At 63.0% G+C, this 18431-nt stretch carries 16 protein-coding genes; 6 read left to right on the forward strand and 10 right to left on the reverse strand.

The features are described from left to right. Window positions 1-299, forward strand: a 299-nt coding sequence (locus tag BM131_RS06325; RefSeq protein ID WP_139222589.1) for a transposase, incomplete at its 5' end; no start/stop codon positions are given. Between the two features lie 55 nt (window positions 300-354). Here BM131_RS06325 and BM131_RS06330 read toward each other — a convergent pair. The 5 genes from BM131_RS06330 to BM131_RS06350 all read right to left on the reverse strand — a co-directional run bounded on the left by BM131_RS06330 (window position 355) and on the right by BM131_RS06350 (window position 6215). Beyond that, complete coding sequence (locus BM131_RS06330; protein ID WP_090187234.1) at window positions 355-1344, reverse strand: ABC transporter permease; 990 nt, start codon at window positions 1342-1344, stop codon at window positions 355-357. Continuing rightward, complete coding sequence (locus BM131_RS06335; protein WP_090187237.1) at window positions 1337-2344, reverse strand: ABC transporter permease; 1008 nt, start codon at window positions 2342-2344, stop codon at window positions 1337-1339. Before BM131_RS06335 ends, BM131_RS06330 begins: the two co-directional genes overlap by 8 nt. Window positions 2345-2440: 96 nt before the next feature. Further along, a complete protein-coding gene (locus tag BM131_RS06340) occupies window positions 2441-4162 on the reverse strand; it encodes a peptide ABC transporter substrate-binding protein (RefSeq protein ID WP_090187242.1) in 1722 nt (573 codons plus the stop codon). Between the two features lie 24 nt (window positions 4163-4186). Next, a complete protein-coding gene (locus BM131_RS06345) occupies window positions 4187-5209 on the reverse strand; it encodes an ABC transporter ATP-binding protein (RefSeq protein ID WP_090187245.1) in 1023 nt (340 codons plus the stop codon). Continuing rightward, window positions 5202-6215 carry an ABC transporter ATP-binding protein gene (locus BM131_RS06350; RefSeq protein ID WP_090187248.1) on the reverse strand — a complete coding sequence of 338 codons (1014 nt, stop codon included), beginning with the start codon at window positions 6213-6215 and terminating at the stop codon, window positions 5202-5204. The genes BM131_RS06345 and BM131_RS06350 overlap by 8 nt, the downstream gene beginning before the upstream one ends. A 259-nt stretch (window positions 6216-6474) precedes the next feature. Between BM131_RS06350 and argE the strand changes: the two genes are divergently transcribed. From argE to BM131_RS06365, 3 genes are all read left to right on the forward strand, one after another. Beyond that, entirely contained in the window at window positions 6475-7638 is a 1164-nt protein-coding gene (gene argE, locus BM131_RS06355) for an acetylornithine deacetylase (protein ID WP_090187250.1), read from the forward strand. After that, window positions 7635-8975 carry an NAD(P)/FAD-dependent oxidoreductase gene (locus tag BM131_RS06360; protein ID WP_342713948.1) on the forward strand — a complete coding sequence of 447 codons (1341 nt, stop codon included), beginning with the start codon at window positions 7635-7637 and terminating at the stop codon, window positions 8973-8975. Before argE ends, BM131_RS06360 begins: the two co-directional genes overlap by 4 nt. Window positions 8976-9041: 66 nt before the next feature. Further along, a complete protein-coding gene (locus BM131_RS06365) occupies window positions 9042-10205 on the forward strand; it encodes a M20 aminoacylase family protein (protein WP_090187253.1) in 1164 nt (387 codons plus the stop codon). Window positions 10206-10352: 147 nt separating this feature from the next. On the opposite strand, the gene BM131_RS06370 is transcribed toward BM131_RS06365, so the two are convergent. From BM131_RS06370 to moaA, 3 genes are read right to left on the reverse strand one after another with little or no spacing between them, the layout of a single operon-like run. Next, window positions 10353-11420, reverse strand: a complete 1068-nt coding sequence (locus BM131_RS06370) for a glycosyltransferase family 4 protein (RefSeq protein WP_090187255.1) — start codon at window positions 11418-11420, stop codon at window positions 10353-10355. Then, entirely contained in the window at window positions 11417-12697 is a 1281-nt protein-coding gene (locus BM131_RS06375; protein ID WP_139222590.1) for a 3-deoxy-D-manno-octulosonic acid transferase, read from the reverse strand. Before BM131_RS06375 ends, BM131_RS06370 begins: the two co-directional genes overlap by 4 nt. A gap of 1 nt (window position 12698) precedes the next feature. Beyond that, the gene (gene moaA / locus BM131_RS06380) at window positions 12699-13703 is read right to left on the reverse strand and encodes a GTP 3',8-cyclase MoaA (RefSeq protein ID WP_090187737.1); all 1005 of its coding nucleotides are present in this window, start codon (window positions 13701-13703) and stop codon (window positions 12699-12701) included. Window positions 13704-13790: 87 nt separating this feature from the next. Between moaA and BM131_RS06385 the strand changes: the two genes are divergently transcribed. Next, the gene (locus BM131_RS06385; protein WP_245754155.1) at window positions 13791-14273 is read left to right on the forward strand and encodes a D-galactarate dehydratase; all 483 of its coding nucleotides are present in this window, start codon (window positions 13791-13793) and stop codon (window positions 14271-14273) included. 183 nt (window positions 14274-14456) lie between these two features. Here the strand turns inward: BM131_RS06385 and glmS are convergent, their stop codons facing one another. Together glmS and glmU are read right to left on the reverse strand one after the other, a co-directional pair. Then, on the reverse strand, window positions 14457-16280 hold the full coding sequence (gene glmS / locus BM131_RS06390; RefSeq protein ID WP_090187261.1) for a glutamine--fructose-6-phosphate transaminase (isomerizing): 1824 nt from the start codon (window positions 16278-16280) through the stop codon (window positions 14457-14459). A gap of 4 nt (window positions 16281-16284) precedes the next feature. Continuing rightward, complete coding sequence (gene glmU, locus BM131_RS06395; RefSeq protein ID WP_090187265.1) at window positions 16285-17634, reverse strand: bifunctional UDP-N-acetylglucosamine diphosphorylase/glucosamine-1-phosphate N-acetyltransferase GlmU; 1350 nt, start codon at window positions 17632-17634, stop codon at window positions 16285-16287. A gap of 129 nt (window positions 17635-17763) precedes the next feature. Between glmU and BM131_RS06400 the strand changes: the two genes are divergently transcribed. Beyond that, window positions 17764-18426: an HAD-IA family hydrolase gene (locus BM131_RS06400; protein ID WP_090187268.1), complete on the forward strand. Its 663-nt coding sequence runs from the start codon at window positions 17764-17766 to the stop codon at window positions 18424-18426. Window positions 18427-18431 lie beyond the last annotated feature (5 nt).

The raw sequence follows: 18431 nt of genomic DNA on the forward strand, positions 1-18431 counted from the left end.
CGATCGCCTCGCGCTATCCATCATTGCGACATGTATTTGCGGATGGCGGGTATGCAGGGCCCAAACTGCGGGACGCGCTAAAGGCCCTCGGCCGATGGACCGTCCAGATCGTCAAACGCTCTGACACCGCGGAGGGCTTTGAAGTGCTGCCGCGACGGTGGGTCGTCGAGCGCACCTTCGCCTGGCTGAACCGATGTCGCCGCCTATCGAAAGATTGGGAAAAATCCATCGCAAGCGCAGAGGCTTGGATCCTCATCGCACACATCAGACGCGTCACACGGCATCTCGCAAGGGATTGAGAAGGTGCAGTTAGTTTTGAATCAGACTCTTAGGGCTGGGAAAAGTCTTCGGGCGCTAAAGACCGCGGATGCGCGGGTCGAGGGCGTCGCGTAGACCATCGCCGATATAGTTCACCGCCAGCACCGTCAGCGAGATCGCCAGACCCGGCAGCACAACACGTTCGGGGAAGGCGGTCATACGCGGCACGCTATCGGCAAGGATTTTACCCCATGTCGGAAAGTCCGGCGGAAAACCAAGACCAAGAAAGCTAAGCGCGCTTTCCGTGATGATCGCGGTGGCAAGGCCAAGGGTGGCGCTGACCATGATCGGCGATAGCACGTTGGGCAGCAGGTGCCGCGTGATGATGCGGCGGCTGGGCGTGCCGATGCTGCGGGCGGCAAGGACGTATTCCCGTTCTTTCAGCGCCAGCACATCGCCGCGCACGATGCGGGCGGTGTGCATCCAGCTGGTGATGCCGATGCCGGCAACGATCAGGATAAAGATGCCTTGCTCTGGCCCAAAGGCGCTGCGCAGCGGATCGCGGAACAGCAGCATCATCACCAGCAGCAAGGGCAGCAAGGGCAGGGCAAGGAACAGGTCGGTCAGGCGCATCAGCAGCCCGTCAAGGCGGTTGAAGTAGCCTGCGATCACACCGACGAAGGTGCCGATCAGGATCGCGAGGATCATCGCGGCGGCCCCGACGGCAAGGCTGATCCGGCCGCCCTGCATGATCTGCGCCATCAAATCGCGGCCAAGGTTATCGGTGCCAAAGGGGTGGGCCCAAGCGACCTTTTCCGCGCCCCACAGGGCGTTAATGATCGGGCGCAGGTCCTTGTTGCGGATATCCAGCGCGGCGGGGTCCAGCCGCCAGACCAGCGGGCCTGCAAGCGTAAACAGGATGATGGCGATCAGAAAGACGAGCGAGGCCACAGCACCCTTGTGGGTGCGGAACTGGTCCCAAACGTCGAGCCATTGGTTGCGGGCCTTGACTGCCTCTACGGGGGCGGTGGGATCGCCCGCCACTAGCAAGTTGTCAGCATCTGCGTGGGGGGCACGATTAGTCATAGCGGATCCTTGGGTCGAACACGCCATACAGGACGTCGGCAATCAGGTTGAACATCACGATCAGGATCGCAAAGAGGAAGGTCAGGGTCATCACCATCGGAATGTCATTGCCTTGCAGGGCGATGATCAGCAACTGGCCAAGGCCGTTCACCTTGAAAATCTGCTCTGTGATGATCGCGCCGCCAAAGATGGCGGGGATGCCAAGGGCGATGACGGTGATGACGGGGATCATGGAATTGCGCAGCACATGGCGCATGACCACGACGCTTTCCTTCATCCCCTTGGCGCGCGCTGTGCGCACATAGTCTTGGCCAAGGTTATCCAGCATGGACGCCCGCATGTAGCGGCTGACCTGCGCGGTGGTTTGCAGCGCCAGCACCATGACGGGCATGACCATCTGCATCAGCTGCACCTTAAAGCTGGCCCAGTCGTTTACGACGTGGGTGGTGTCATAAATCGACGGCAGCCAACCGAGTGTGACCGAGAAAATCACGATCAGCAGCACGCCGGAAAAGAACGGCGGCACGGAAAAACCGATCATCGACACGAAGGTGCCGACTTGGTCGAACACCGAATACTGGCGGTAGGCGCTGATGATACCGATGGGCAGGGCGATCAGCACGCCGACGACATAGGACATGCCGACGACCCACAGGGTCTGGGGCATGCGCTGTGCGATGGTGTCAAACACGGGGCTGCGCGATTGAAAGCTGATGATGCGCTGTGCGCCATCTGCGAAATTCGTGCCAAAGGCGCTATCGAACCAATACTGCGGCTCTACGATAAAGAATTGTTTAAGCCAGAGCGGGAAGCGTATCCACCACGGCTCTCCTAATCCCAGCGCAAGGCGCATTTTCTCTTTGACCTCTGGCGGGATGGTCAGGGGCATGTTCGCCATGGGATCGCCGGGGGCGAGTTCCAGCAGCATGAAGATCACGAAAGCGATGAACAAAAGCGTCGGGATCGAGATCAGCAGCCTGCGAAAGGTGTAGGTCAGCATTGCGGGGGGCGCCTTGGTTCAGGGCTTTGCGGGCAAAGCGGCAGACAGGAAAACGGCGGGGCGGGGGATAATCCCCGCCCGCGCCAAACGGAAGACTTATTCCTTGATGCGGTACCAGTCGGCTGCGTTCCACAGCTCTGAGTCCCATGTGTTCAGCAGCACGCCGCCAAGGGTGTTGGCGTGGGCAGACACGCGGCCACGGTCGACCAGCGGCACGATCGTCATGGACTCTTTGGTGACCATGTCGTTCAGCTTTTTGGCGATGCGCGAACGCTCGTCCAGATCGGCGGTGCCGTTCAGTTCAGCCACCAGTGCGTCGTATGCTGGATCGCAATAGCGGTTGATGTTCTCGCCCTGCCAGCCAGAGTCCGGGCGCGGTGCCTTTTCGCAAGTGTAGGACGCGAGGTAGGACGCAGGATCGGTGCCGTCAAAGTTGTTGGCATACATTTCCACGTCGGCATAGAACTTCTGGAAGGTATCGGGCGAACCCGGATCACCGCCAAAGAAGACCGAACCGTCGATGTTGCGCAGCTCGACAGAGGTGCCGATCTGTTCCCACCAGTCTTTGATCAAGGCTTGGAAGTCCTGACGCACAGCGTTGGTGGACGACTGGAACAGGATGTTCATCTCTACGCCGTCTTTGTCGCGGATGCCGTTGCCGTCGGTGTCGGTCCAGCCAGCTTCGTCCAGCAGCGCCTTGGCACCGTCAATGTCCTGCACCAGGCAGTCGGTGTTGTCGGATGCGTACATTGCAGGGGCAGGGACCAGATTACAGGTCGCACGGCCCGCATCGCCGTAGCCGACTTCAACCAGCAGATCGCGGTCGATGGCCATGGACAGGGCGCGGCGGACTTTTTCGTCCGACAGGAACGGGTGCGGGTGTGCAGCGGTTGCACGCTCGCCCTCGGGCAGATCGGATGACGGATCGGTCATGTTCATCTCGATCCGCTCGACCAGTGTGCCGAATGCGGACACAGGTGTGCCGACGCCGCCGTCAGCCATGGCTGCGATGACATCGGGTGCCAGCTGCAGGTTCCAAGCGTAGTCGAATTCACCGGTTTGCAGCACAGCGCGGCCAGCAGCCTCTGCGTCGCCGCCCCCTTTGAAGGTCACGGTCTGGAAGGCCGGCTTCATCGGGTCACGGTAGTTGGAATTGGCTTCCAGCTGGATCACGTCGTTGGTGCGGAAATCCGTCACAACGAAGGGGCCGGTGCCGATGGGCATAAAGTTCGCGTCGGTGCATTCCGGCGCGCGTGTGCCGGTGCATTCGGCGAACTGTGCGGCCTGAATGATGGGCGACTGGTTGCCCATGAAGGGACCATATGGGTTCGGGGTTGGCGCGGCAAAGTTCACCTTGACCGTCAGATCGTCGATGACTTCGACGGACTCGACGCCTTCGAACTTGGCCAGCTGCGCGCAGCCGCCTTCGGGGTCCATGCAGTAATCAGCGGTGAACTTAACGTCGGCAGAGGTGACGGGCGTGCCGTCGGACCACAGCAGACCTTCGGACAGCTTCCACGTGATCGAGGTCAGGTCTTCGGCCACGCCGCCATTGGCGACGGTGGGGATTTCGTCAACCAACCAAGCAACAGGTGCGCCGGTTTCGTCATAGCGGCCAAGGGGTTCGGTGACCAGCGATGCGGCCTCGATGTCCTTGGTGCCGCCCGACAGATAGGCGTTCATGATGGATGGCGCTTGCCAATAGATGATGCCAAGCGCGCCATCACGGCCCCGCTCGCCTTCGTGGGCGGCTGCATTTGCCATTTGGCCAAAGGCCATCGTGGCGGCAGCGCCCATGAGCATTGTTTTCATTTTCATCAGGTAACTCTCCCTTGTTGATGATCAGATGTAGCCAGCGGTTTTCTCCGCCGTGCCGGTTGTCTCGAACAGGTGGCAGGCCACAAAACGGCCCGGCGTCACCTCTTGGTATGTGGGTTCAATGTCTTTGCAGACCGGCATGACGGCCGGGCAGCGGGTGCAGAAATTGCAGCCCTTTGGCGGGTTGGCCGGTGACGGCACGTCGCCTTGCAGCACGATCCGTTCGCGGGTTTGCGCGATGGCCGGATCGGGTTCGGGCACGGCAGACAGCAGCGCCTTGGTATAGGGGTGCAGCGGGTCGCTATACAGCTCTGCCCGGGGGGCCAGTTCGACGATCTTGCCCAGATACATCACCGCGATGCGCGTCGCGATATGGCGCACCATCGACAGGTCGTGGCTGATGAACAGATAGGTCAGGCCGTATTTTTCCTGCAAATCCTCTAGCAGGTTCACGACCTGCGCTTGGATCGACACGTCCAGCGCGGCAATCGGCTCGTCGCAGACGATAAACTTGGGGTTCAGAGCCAGCGCGCGGGCGATGCCGATGCGCTGGCGCTGGCCGCCGGAAAAGGCATGGGGATAGCGTTTGGCAAAGCGGCGGTTCAGGCCGACGGCGTCCATCAGCTCGCCGACTTTGGCTTCCTTCTCGGCTGCCGATAGCTTCGTGTGCTCGTCCAGCGGTTCGCGAATAATCGCCTCGACCGTCATGCGGGGATTCAGGGACGCCTGCGGGTCTTGGAACACCATCTGCATGGTGGGCCGCTTTGTGCGCAGGTCGGACTGCGACATCTGGCCGATGTCGGTGCCGTCGATTGTGACCTCGCCGCCGGTGATATCGTACAGCCGCAGGATCGCGCGGCCGCAGGTGGATTTGCCGCAACCGGATTCGCCGACAAGGCCCAGCGTTTCGCCCTGCATCACGTCAAAGCTGACGCTATCCACGGCCTTTACCGCGCCAGTCTGGCGGCGCAGCAGGCCGGAATAGATGGGAAAGTGCATCTGAAGGTCGCGTACGCGCACCAATGCTGTGTTGGTTTGATCAAGCATCGACGGCCCCTTTGGCAACGAAACAGGCCGCATCATGGCCGCCGCCAAGGTCATAGCGGGGCGGGTTTTCTGTCGCGCAGCGCGCAATTGCCACATCGCAACGGTCGCGGAACGGGCAGGCTGTGGGCGCATCGCCAAGGATCGGCGGCTGGCCCTGAATGACCGTCAGGCGGCGGGCACGCTCGCCACTGATTTTCGGAATCGTGGTCAGCAAGGCGCGGGTATAGGGGTGCTGCGGGTTGCGGAACAATTCCTGCACCGGCGCATGTTCGACAACTTGGCCGCCGTACATCACCAACACGCGGTCAGCGATTCCGGCAATGACGCCAAGGTCGTGGGTGATCCAGATCACCGCCATGCCCAGCTTGTCGCGCAATTCCTTCATCAGCTCGATGATTTGCGCTTGGATGGTGACATCAAGGGCGGTCGTCGGCTCGTCCGCGATCAGCACTTTGGGATCGCAGGCCAGCGCAATCGCGATCATCACGCGCTGGCGCATACCGCCGGAAAATTGGTGAGGGTAATCGTCCAGCCGCTGCGCCGCGCCGGGGATGCCGACGAGTTCAAGCAGTTCCTGCGCACGGGCACGGGCGGCGTTTTTGTTCAGACCCATGTGGGCGCGCAGCGGCTCCATGATCTGATAGCCGACGGTGAACACGGGGTTCAGGGACGTCATCGGGTCTTGGAACACGAAGCCAATGCGCCCGCCGCGCACGGCGCGCAGCTGTTCCGGTGTGATATGCAACAGGTCTTGGCCTTCGAACCTGACCGAACCGCCGCGCACATCGGCGGGGGGGCTGGGCAGCAGACCCAGCAAGGACATCATGGTCACCGATTTGCCAGAGCCGCTTTCGCCGACGACGCCAAGAAGCTCTCCGGCGCGCAGGTCAAAGCTGACATTGTTCACGGCATGCACTTCGCCGCCGCGCACTTTGAAAACGGTTTTTAGACCCCGCACGTCCAGCACAGGATCAGCCGATCCCGGCTGTAGCGCCCCATCGGGCATAAGCGAACCTCCCCGGTTCATTTTTAAGCATACGCCTGTCTTTAGTGCAGGTCGTCTGGTGTCGGACGGTAACATGGTTTCCGAGGCCCGCAAGTGGAAAGCTATTTACCGTATGGTCAACAATCTTTGCGCTGAAAAAACGAGCGTTTGCAAAGGTTTTGCGCGAAAGTGTGGCGGTGATGGTCGCGGGGTGCCTTGACCTTTGGGATTCGGCGGGCAGGGTGGGCGCATTCATTTTTCCCATTCAAGGACTGCGCAAATGACCGCTACCCCCAGCCCGCGCGCATTGCTGGACAAGCTTGTCAGCTTTCCCACCGTCAGCCGCGACAGCAATCTGGACCTGATTGATTGGGTGGAAACCTACTTGCAGGGAATCGGGGCATCTGTGGTGCGCGTGCCCAGCCCCTGCGGGAACAAGGCCGCGCTTTATGCCCATGTCGGGCCGATGGTGCCGGGCGCTGTGGTGCTGTCGGGGCATACGGATGTGGTGCCTGTGGACGGGCAGGACTGGACGACGGACCCGTTCACGGTGGTGGAAAAGGACGGCAAGCTGTTTGGCCGTGGCTGCTGCGACATGAAGGGATTCGATGCGCTAGCGCTGTGGGCGATGGGGCTGGCCGCTAGCCAAGGCGTCAGCCGCCCGCTGCAAATCGCGCTGAGTTATGACGAAGAAATCGGCTGCACCGGCGCGCCCGTGATGATCGACCACATGGTCGCCCACAACATGCCGCGCGGCGATACGGTGCTGGTCGGAGAGCCGTCCATGATGCAGGTTGTCACCGGCCATAAAGGCGGCATCGGCCTGTCCGTGCATGTGCGCGGGTTCGAGGTGCATTCGTCCAAGATCACCGAAGGCGTCAGCGCCGTGATGCAGGCTGCAAGGCTGATCGACTGGGCCAACCAGATCAACGCCCAGCAGGTGGCAAAGACACCCGCGCCGATGGCCGCCGCCTTTGACCCGCCCTTTACCAGCCTGCACGTCGGCACCATTCAGGGCGGCACCGCCCACAATATCACCGCCAAAGACTGCCACTTTGACCTCAGCTTTCGCACTGTGCCAGGCGAAGATGTGGCGACATGGCGCGATCTGTTCATGGCAAAAGTCGCCGAGATCCAGGCCGAAATGCAGGCGATCCACCCCGAGACCGGCATCGACGTCGTGCAAAGCTTCGGCCTGCCGGGCCTCGCGCCAGAGGAACAGGGCAAAGCTGAAGAGCTGGCCCGCCGCCTGACCGGCGACAACGGCACCCATGTCGTCAGCTATGGCACCGAGGCCGGGCAGTTTCAGGAACGCGGCTTTTCCGCCTGCGTCGTGGGACCGGGCGATATCGCACAGGCGCATCAGCCCGATGAATTCATCACGGTGGATCAGTTCGCTGCCGGGCAGGACTTTATGCGCGCCTTGGTGGCGCATCTAAAGTGACCTTTCCCTTTACAATGACCACCCCGGCGCAATTCACCGATGCGCTGCCCGCACAGGCCGATGCCGTCGTGATTGGCGGCGGTATCATCGGCGTTATGACCGCGTGGGAACTGGCGCGGGCCGGGCAAAGCGTTGTTTTACTGGAAAAGGGCCGCATTGCGGGTGAACAATCAAGCCGCAACTGGGGCTGGATTCGCGCGCAGGGCCGCGATCTGGACGAGCTGCCGATCATGCAAGAGGCGCAGAAGATGTGGCCTGACCTTGCCGCCGAGGTGGGCGATATCGGGCTGCGCCAGACAGGCACGCTCTATCTGGCCGAAGACGCGGCCCAGCTTGCTGGATTCGAGGAATGGCAACGCGCCGCAGCCCCGCATCGCCCCGGCGCGATGATGCTGACGGGGCAGCGTCTGGCCGAGGCTTTGCCGGGGGCCAAGCGCGCCTATGCGGGCGCACTGTGGACCAAAACCGACATGAAGGCAGAGCCATGGCTGGCCGTGCCGAAATTCGCCGCCGCCGCCCGCAAGGCTGGCGTGCAGATCGTCGAAGGCTGCGCCGTGCGCGGGCTTGATCTGGTCGGTGGACGCGTGGCGGGTGTGGTGACGGAACAGGGGCTGGTGCGCACGAAAACCGTGGTGCTGGCGGGCGGATCGTGGTCATCGCTGTTCCTGCGCCGCCACGGCGTGAACATCCCGCAACTGTCCGTGCGCGCGACCGTAGCCGCGACGACGCGCATGGGCGACGTGAACCTTGGCGGCGCGGTCGACAAGCGGCTGGCATGGCGCAAGCGCGCCGATGGCGGCTATACCCTTGCGCCCGCTGGCTTTCACGAGCTGTTCGTCGGCCCCGATGCCTTTCGCGCGTTGCGCAATTTCGCGGGCTTGCTGTGGCAGGACCCGCTTGGCACCAAACTGCTGCTGGCCGCGCCAAGCGGCTATCCGGACGGCTGGCGCACGCCGCGCCAATGGGACGATGGCGATATCAGCCCGTTCGAGCAGTGCCGCATCCTTGATCCATCCCCCAACGCCGGGCGCGTGAAAAAGATGGCCCGCGACTTTGCCGATACTTTTCCGGGACTGGGCGAGGTCACAATCGCGCGCAGTTGGGCGGGCATGATCGACACGCTGCCCGACATCGTGCCAGTGGTGGACCATGTCGACCAGATCCCCGGCCTGACCGTCTGCACGGGTATGTGTGGCCACGGCTTTGGCATCGGCCCCGCCTTTGGCCGCATCACCGCGCGGCTGGCGCTGGGGCAGGCGCCGGGCTTTGATCTCAGCCGCTTCCGCCTGTCACGCTTTACCGACGGATCAAAATTGATCGCCGGCCCAAATTTGTAGGCCGAATTTGTAATCCGCGCCGCCACCACGGCGGCGCTTTGACGTTGTCTAGAATGGAGAGCTTAAATGCCCGTTAAGAACCGCTTTGCCGAACTGCTGCCCGATATCACCGCAATCCGCCGTGACCTGCACGAACACCCCGAAATCCTGTTTGAAACGCATCGCACTGCCAAAGTCGTCGCCGACCACTTAACCGCGATTGGCTGCGAAGAGGTCGTGACCGGCATCGGCCGCACCGGCGTGGTGGGCGTGATCAAGGGCAAGACCGACACCAAAGGCCGCGTCATCGGCCTGCGCGCCGACATGGACGCGCTGCCGATTCTAGAGGCAACAGGGCTGCCCTATGCCAGCAAAACCCCCGGCGCGATGCATGCCTGCGGCCACGACGGCCACACGGCCATGCTGATGGGCGCAGCGCAATATCTGGCGGAAACGCGCAATTTCGACGGCACGGTCGTCGTGATCTTTCAGCCCGCCGAAGAAGGCGGCGCGGGCGGCAAGGAAATGTGCGACGACGGCATGATGGACCGCTGGAACATCGACGAGGTCTACGGCATGCATAACTGGCCCGGCATGCCGCTGGGCACGTTCGGCATCCGTACAGGCGCGTTTTTCGCCGCGACCGATCAGTTTGAAATCACCGTAGAGGGGAAGGGCGGCCACGCGGCCAAGCCGCAGGAAACCATCGACAGCACGCTGATCGCGTCCCACGTCGTCGTCGCCCTGCAATCCATCGCGTCCCGCAACGCCGATCCGACCGATCAGGTTGTGGTGTCTGTGACCAGCATCGAAAGCTCCTCCAAAGCGTTTAACGTGATCGCCCAGCGGGTCATGCTAAAGGGCACCGTGCGCACGATGTCCAAAGACATGCGCGCCTTGGCTGAAACCCGGCTAAAGGCCTTGGCGGAAGGCACCGCAAGTGCCTTTGGCGCAAAGGCCGATGTGAACTACATCAAAGGCTACCCCGTCATGGTCAACAGCCCGGAGCAGACAGAGTTTGCTGCAGACATAGCCCGCAGCGTATCGGGCGATTGCACGGAGGCGCCTTTGGTGATGGGCGGCGAGGACTTTGCCTTTATGCTTGAAGAGCGTCCGGGGGCCTACATCTTGGTCGGCAACGGCGAAGGGGCCAGTGTGCACCACCCCGAATACAATTTTAACGACGATGTGATTCCGGCCGGCTGCAGCTGGTGGGCCGAGATTGTCGAAAAGCGGATGCCTGCGGCTTAAAGGATTTGCCCTGCGCTGCAGGGCAAGCCTCCGGCGGGGATATTTGTAAAACAGAGAGGGGGGCGGTTTCGCGTCGGCGGGGCCGCCCTTCTTCTGGTTGAAAATACCTTCGGGGGTCTGGGGGCAGACAGCCCCCAGTTGTAGGGTTCAATCAGTGCTGCTGCTAAGAAGCTTGCGATAGATCGCGATCAGCGATTGGGCTTCATCGTTGATGCGAAAGCCATCCTCGGCGCGGGGGCGGCAGGCGGCTTGCCAGCGCGTCAGGCTTGCGGGGTCGGACAGCACGTTGTCCAGCGCGGCGATCAGCGCGGGGGTGTCGTCAGTGGGAATGACGGTGCCTGTGACGCCCTCGCCTACGATTTCAGCGAAAGCCCCTGTGCGGGTCGCGATGGAGGGCACGCCGCAGGCCATGGCTTCAAGCGGGGTCAGGCCGAAGCCTTCGTGGCGTTGCGGCGCGACGTAAAGGTCAAGGGCGGCATACCACGGGGCGGTGGCGTCAGCGGGGACTTCGGGCAGGAACCGCAGGCGATTTACCAGCTTGTGGCCTTGGACGCGGTCGCGCAAGGCTTGCAAGAATGGGGTGTCGCGGCCCACGGCGCGGCCCATGACAAGACCGACCGCGTTCGGGTGGCGGGGAAGGACGTCGAGCATCGCCTCGACAAAGATATCGGTGCCTTTGGATTCGCGAATGCGGCCGTAGCAGCCGATCAGCAGGGCATCCTGCGGCAGGCCAAGACGCGCGCGCAGGGCGGCTTTGTCCGCGCTGGGGGCGAAGGTGTCTGTGTCGATGCCGTGGTGGATCACGGTGCTTGGCACCTTCAGATAGGCTTGCGTCAAAGCAGAGGTGGCAACGACGGCGTCCATCTGGCCGATCAACCAGCGGGTCAGGCCGGTGTGCTGCCGCTGCGAGGCGGAGGTGAACATGAGTTGCAAGTCTTTGCGCAGCAGATATTTTAGGCCAAGCCCCGCGATCATTTCGATATTGCGGCGGGCGTGCCAGACGCGGGGGCCGCCGCCGGGGCCTTGGCGGGACATCGTCAGCAGGCGGCGCAGCGGGATTTGTGGCACGCTGGCGGGTAGAACTGGGCCGGTCGCGGCAATGGCGATATCGCGCGACTGCAGCGGCACGAGGCGCAGCACGGTGGAGGTTACGCCAGAAAGCCTGCGTTTCAGGTTCGGTGCGATCACTGAAATCGCGCTTGGATCACGGATCATGCGGTGTCCTTTGCGGGCAGCAGGGCGGTCAATTCTGCGGCGATACGGGCAAGGTCGCCCTTTTGGGCGGCGGCGCAGGCGGCAGCATTGGATGCCATGTCGCGGGCGATCTGAGGATCGTTCAGCATCGTGCGTAGGGCGTCCGTCAGCTGCTGCGGCTTCAGGCCCGAGGTGGCACCGCGCGCCTCTGCCAGCATGTGCCAGTCAGCGGCGCAATTGTTCAGGTTTGCCCCCGTCAGCAGGGCGGTGCCCAAGGGGGCGGCCTCCCACGGATTATGGCCGCCGTTGGGGGTGAGCGATCCGCCAATGAAGGTCAGGGGCGCGGTGCGGTACCAAAGTCCCATCTCTCCCAATGTGTCGGCCAGATAGACCTGCGCGGTGGGGGTGTCCCCGTCGCTGCGGCGGGTCAGGGTCAGGCCTGCGTCCGCGATCAACTGGGCGATGCGGTCCGCGCGGTCGGGGTGGCGGGGGGCGAGGATCAGGCACAGGTCCGGCGATGTGGCCAGCAATGCTTTGTGAACGTCCAGCAGCAAGGTTTCTTCGCCCGCGTGGGTGGATGCGGCAAGCCAGCGGGGGCGGGGGCCCAGGGCGCTGTTCATCTGCGCGAGGGTATTTGGGTCGGCGGATGGCGGCGCTGCGGCGGCCTTTAGGTTCGCGCCGGTGCGGATGCGGCCTGGCGTGACGCCAAGGCTGCGCAGGCCTGTCGCCACAGCCTCTGTCTGGGCGATGATCAACGTGAGCTGGCCCAGCAGCCAACCTGCCGAGGCCCCGAGTTTCTGCCAACGCGCCAGCGCGCGCGGCGACAGGCGGGCATTCAGCAGCACAACCGGGCAAGGGGCGGTGGCGATCATCTGAGGCCAGATTTCGGATTCCATCAGCACCAGCAGATCGGGCTGCCAATGGGCATTGAACCGGCGCAGGGCGGCGGCGCTGTCCAAAGGGGCAAACTGGTGAATGCACCCCTGCGGCAGGCGCTGCGCCAAGATTTGCGCGCTGGTGGCGGTGCCCGATGTCACAAGGATTGTCGGCGCGTCCGGCTGGTCCAGCAGCGCTGCGATCACAGGCAGGGCAGAGAGGCTTTCGCCAACAGAGGCACCGTGAAACCAGATCAGCCGTCCGGCGGGGCGCGGCAGCGTGGCATGGCCCAGCCGTTCGCGCGTGCGCGCCGGGGCGGTACCGTGGGCAATCAGGCGGTCGCGGACGCGGCGAAACAGCAACGGCGCTGCGACATTCGCAACCCGCCCGTAGACGCGCAAGGCCATGGGCGGGCGTGTCACGTCAGCCGCCAGTGTGGCTCATGTGGCGACTGACTTGGCCATCGACCGTTTGGCGCGAATAGTCGAAATCGTGGCCCTTGGGTTTCAGCGCAATGGCGGCGCGGATGGCGTCATCCAGCACGGTATCGGATTCGGATGACCGCAGCGGACCGCGCAGGTCAGAGTGACCCTCTTGCCCTAGACAGGTATAGATCTCGCCAGTGCAGGTGATGCGGACGCGGTTACAGGATTCGCAGAAGTTATGGGTCATTGGCGTGATAAAGCCGATCTTTTGACCGGTTTCCTCAAGCCGCACATAACGGGCCGGGCCGCCGGAGTTATCGGGCAGGTCCGTCACGGTATACTGACCCGCGAGGTCCGCACGCAGGTCTTTGAGGGACCAGAACTGGCCGATGCGATCCTCGTTGCCGATATCGCCCATGGGCATCACCTCGATAAAGGTCATGTCGATGTCGCGGGACGCGGCCCATTCGGTCATGGTGAACAGCTCGTCCTCGTTAAAGTCCTTCAGCGCGACGGCGTTGATCTTGACGCGCAGACCAGCAGCTTGGGCCGCGTCAATGCCGCGCAGGACCTGCGGCAGACGTCCCCAGCGGGTGACGCGGGCGAACTTATCCTCGTCCAGCGTATCGAGCGAGACATTCACCCGGCGCACGCCAGCGGCGTAAAGGTCGGCGGCAAAGCGTTCCAGCTGGCTGCCGTTGGTCGTCAGCGTCAACTCTTTGAGAGCGCCGCTTTCCAGATGCCGGGACATGGCGCGGAAAAAGGTCATGATTTCGCGGCGCACCAAAGGCTCGCCGCCGGTAATGCGCAGCTTTTCAACGCCAAGACGGACAAAGGCGGAACACATGCGATCCAGCTCTTCCAGCGTCAGCAGCTCCTTTTTGGGTAAAAAGGTCATGTTTTCCGACATGCAATAGACGCAGCGAAAATCGCAACGGTCCGTCACAGAGACGCGCAGATAACGGATCGCGCGGGCGAAAGGGTCTATCAATGGTGCATTCATAAACATGAACCTAGGGCTGCGCGCATGTCTGCGCAAGGACAAGGCGGGCACTTGTCAGTTTTGTGCACGGGTCATAGCGTGAGGCCCATGAGAATCCTGTTATTGATCCCCGCCTTCGCCCTGTCCGCCTGTGAGGCGATGATGGTCCCCGCCGCCGCAACAGCCCCCGCTGCTGCGCCAGTGAATGCAGTCGCCACACCTGCGCCGACGCTAGACCCCACACCGCCGCCGCGCCCGCCCGCCGCCGCGCGCACTGTCGATCAGTTCGACACAACGAGCGCCGCCGACAAGGCCGAGGCTTTGGACGTTAAGGTGGATGCGCCGGTATCTGCGCTGGGCACCACGCAAGCAACGCTTGGCCCGCCCGCAGAGCCGGGCATCTGGATGAAAACGCCCTTGGTTAAGGCCTTGGTGATGGGACGGGTGTCCTACAACGGCAAAGACGCGAATGTTGAACTGCGCCCCTCTGGCGGGGCTGCCGGGTCTGGCAGTCAGATTTCGCTGGCGGCGATGCGGTTGCTGGACATTCCACTGACGGATATCGCGGAAGTTACGGTTTACGCCCAGTAGTTTAAGCGCAGTAATTTGCGCGCAGTAAGGTGGCTGGCGGCCCCGCCCGCCACCCCTTTCGGGGCTTTGCCCCGGACCCCAAGGTATTTTTGACCAGAAGAAGGGTGGACGGGGTTCCGCCGGGCGGTTGCCGGCTCTGTCGTGGGTGCGGCCGGACCGTCTAGGCGGGGCCGGCCATTTGTTTTACTCGACCGTGACGGATTTCGCCAGATTGCGGGGCTGGTCCACATCCGTACCTTTGGCGATGGCGGTGTGATAGGCCAGCAGTTGCGCCGGGATTGCGTAAAGGATGGGCGCGAGGAAGTCGGGCACATCGGGCAGGATCAGGGTTTTCCACACGCCCTCTGACGCAGTGCGCGCACCTTCGGCGTCGGTGATCAGAAGCACCTTGCCGCCGCGGGCCATGACCTCTTGCATGTTAGATACGGTTTTGTCGAAAAGCGCGTCGGTCGGGGCCATGACGATGACGGGGACGGCAGGGTCGACAAGCGCGATGGGGCCGTGCTTCAACTCTCCTGAGGCATAGGCTTCAGCGTGGATATAGCTGATTTCCTTGAGCTTCAGCGCGCCCTCATGGGCGAGAGGGTACATCGCGCCGCGGCCCAGAAACAGGATGTCGCGGGCCTCTGACAGTTCTTGCGCCAGGGCTTGCGTCGCGCCTTCGATATTCAGTGCGGCGTTCATGATGCCGGGCAGGTGGCGCAGGTCGGTCAGGCGCTTGGCAAGGGTATCTTCGTCAATCTCGCCCCGATCAGCGGCGGCTTTCAGGACCAGCAGCGCCAGCGTGGTCAGCTGGCAGGTAAAGGCCTTGGTCGAGGCGACGCCGACTTCGATGCCGGCCAAGATTGGCAGGGCCAGATCGCTTTCGCGCGCAATGGACGACTCGGGCACGTTCACGACGGACAGGATCCGGTCCGCCTTGCCCACCATGTAGCGCAGGGCAGCAAGGGTGTCGGCGGTTTCGCCGGACTGGCTGACGAACAGCGCCACGGTGCCGCGGGTGACGGGCGGTTCGCGGTAGCGGAATTCGGACGCGACGTCGATTTCCACCGGGATGCGTGCGATCTGTTCGAACCAGTATTTCGCGACCATGCAGGCGTAGAAGGCCGTGCCGCAGGCGACCAGCGTCAGACGCTCGACCTGTGCAAAGTCGATGCCGGGCTCGGGCAGGGTAACTTCGGTGCCAGCGGCGTTGATGTAATGGGAGAGGGCCCCTTGCAGCACGGTGGGCTGCTCGGCGATTTCCTTGGCCATGAAGTGCTTGTAGCCGGACTTGTCGACGGCGGCAGAGCCTGTCTCGATCTTTTTGCGCGGGCGGCTAACTTGTTCGCCAGCGGCATTGCGGATCTCAATGCTGGTACGGGTCACGATGGCCCAGTCGCCTTCGTCCAGATAGGTGATCGTGTCAGTCATTGGGGCCAGCGCGATGGCGTCGGAGCCGACGAAGTTTTCGCCGTCCCCGTGGCCGATCGCCAGCGGGCTGCCTTTGCGGGCGGCGATCAGCAGGTCGTCTTCACCGTCGAACAAAAAGCACAGCGCATAGGCACCGTGCAACTGGGCGATGGTCGCGGCAGCCGCCTCGCGGGGGGATTGCCCTTGATCAAGGTGATATTGTGCCAGCAGGGCGACGGTTTCCGTGTCGGTGTCGGTCTCATAGCTGATGCCGTTGTCGGCCAGAAAGGCGCGAAGTTCGCGAAAGTTTTCGATGATGCCGTTGTGCACGACGGCGACGCGGCCTGCGCGGTGCGGATGCGCATTGGTGACAGAGGGCACGCCGTGTGTGGCCCAGCGGGTGTGGCCAATGCCGGATTTGCCCGCGAGGGGATCATGCACCAGCAAGTCTTGCAGGTTGACCAGCTTGCCGATGGCCCGGCGGCGGTCGAGTGTCTTGCCGTTGATCGTCGCAATCCCGGCGCTGTCATAGCCGCGATATTCAAGGCGCTTCAGCGCATCCACCAAAATGGGGGCAGCTTCGTGGTTCGACAGGACTCCGACAATACCGCACATGGGGTCAGCCTTTCTTTGTGGCGGCCTTGAGGGCCTTGAGTTTACCCATCAAGCGCGCAGCGAGGCCCACCTTGTTGACTTGGGGCGCGCGGCCAAGGGCCAGATCGCCGGGGGCGACGTCGCGGGTAATGACAGAGCCTGAGCCGGTCATCGCGCCAGCGCCGACGGTGACGGGGGCGACCAGCATGGTGGACGAGCCGATGAAAGCGCCAGCGCCGATGACGGTCTGATGCTTGAAGTAGCCGTCGTAATTGCAGGTCACGGTGCCTGCGCCGATATTGGCACCAGCGCCGATCTGCGCGTCGCCGATATAGGTCAGGTGGCTGACCTTGGCGCCTGTGTCGATCAGGGCGTTCTTGATTTCGACGAAGTTGCCGACCTTCGCGCCTTCGGCCAGTTCCGCGCCGGGGCGCAGGCGGGCGTAGGGGCCGACGACGGCACCTTGGCTGACGTGGCAGCCTTCGAGGTGGGAAAACGCGCGAATGGTTGCGCCGGATTCGACCGTCACGCCGGGGGCGAAGACGACGTAGGGCTCGATCAGCGCATCGGCACCGATATAGGTGTCATGGGCAAAGATCACCGTGTCGGGCGCAGGCATGGTGACGCCGTCGGCGATGGCATTGCTGCGGGCGCGGCGCTGGTATTGCTGCTCTGCCGCGGCAAGCTCTGCGCGAGAGTTGATGCCAAGCGTCTCAGCCTCGTCGCAGGTGACCACGCCAGCGGACAGGCCCCGTGCGCGGGCAAGGCCAACGATGTCCGTCAGATAGTATTCACCCGAGGCGTTGTCGTTGCCGACCGCGTCGATGAGCGAGAACAGTGTATCCGCATCGGCGCAGATGACGCCGGAGTTGCAGAGGGTGATCGCGCGGGTCGCCTCGTCTGCGTCCTTGTATTCGGTGATCGCGGCCAGTGTGTCGCCGTCCATCACAAGGCGGCCATAGCGGCCCGGATCGGCGGCGTGAAAGCCCAGCACAACGACGTCATGTTTGGCGCGGGCGGTGATCATCGAATCCAGCGTGTCGGGGCTGATGAACGGGGTGTCGCCGTAAAGCACGACCGCGTTGCCGCTAAAGCCGTCCAGCGCGGGGCGGGCTTGGGCCACAGCATGGGCGGTGCCCAGTTGTTCGGTCTGCTGCACGCAGGTGATGCGGTCGTCGAAGGATTGCGCCGCGCGTGTCACCAGATCGCCGCCATGTCCGGTGACGACAACGGTGCGGTCCGGGTCTAGCGTGCCGCCTGACTGCAGCGCGTGGATCAGCAGGGGGGCACCGGCAAGGGGGTGAAGCACCTTGGGCAGGTCGGACTGCATCCGCGTGCCCTTGCCTGCTGCAAGGACGATTAATGCCGTGTTCATATGCCTGCCTTTATCATGTCGTCTTTGGCGTGGGTTGTATCCATTCCGCCTGCCGATACAAGGGAGGCGGGCGTCACGAAGGTTTACGGATCGTAACAGTGGGCGCGGGGTGACACAGGGATTTACGACATGCGCACAGTGGTTTTTGATCTGGATGGCACCCTTGCCAATACAAGCGGCGATTTGATTGCCGCCGCGAACGCCTGTTTTCGCGATTTGGGTTTGGGCGATCAGCTGGACGCGGCTCTGGACCAAAAGACCGCCGTGCGCGGGGCCAAGGCGATGCTGCGGCTAGGGCTGGAACGCGCCGGTGTGCCGGACGAGGATGTGGTGGATGCGCAGTATCAGCCGCTGCTGAACTACTACGGGCAGGCGATCAGCACCCATACCTATCTGTATGACGGCGCGATCACTGCGATTAACGGCTTGGTGGACGCAGGTTACCGCGTGGCGATCTGCACGAATAAGCCAGAGGCGCTGGCGATCCAGCTGCTGACCGCGCTGGGCGTGCTGGACCATTTCCACGCCATGCTGGGGTCCGACACGTTGCCCGTGCGCAAGCCTGATCCAGAGCATCTGTTCGAAACCGTGCGCCGCGCAGGCGGTGATACCACGCGCTGTTTGCTGGTGGGCGATACCGAGACAGACTCAAAGACTGCCCGCGCCGCTGGCGTGCCGTCTGTGCTGGTGACCTTCGGTCCCGCGGGCGAGGATATGGCCGCTTTGATGCCCGACGCGCTGCTGGATCACTACGATGACCTAGGGGCGGTTGTGCGCAGGCTGATCGGGTAAGCCAT

Source organism: Loktanella salsilacus (assembly GCF_900114485.1).
Lineage (GTDB): Bacteria > Pseudomonadota > Alphaproteobacteria > Rhodobacterales > Rhodobacteraceae > Loktanella > Loktanella salsilacus.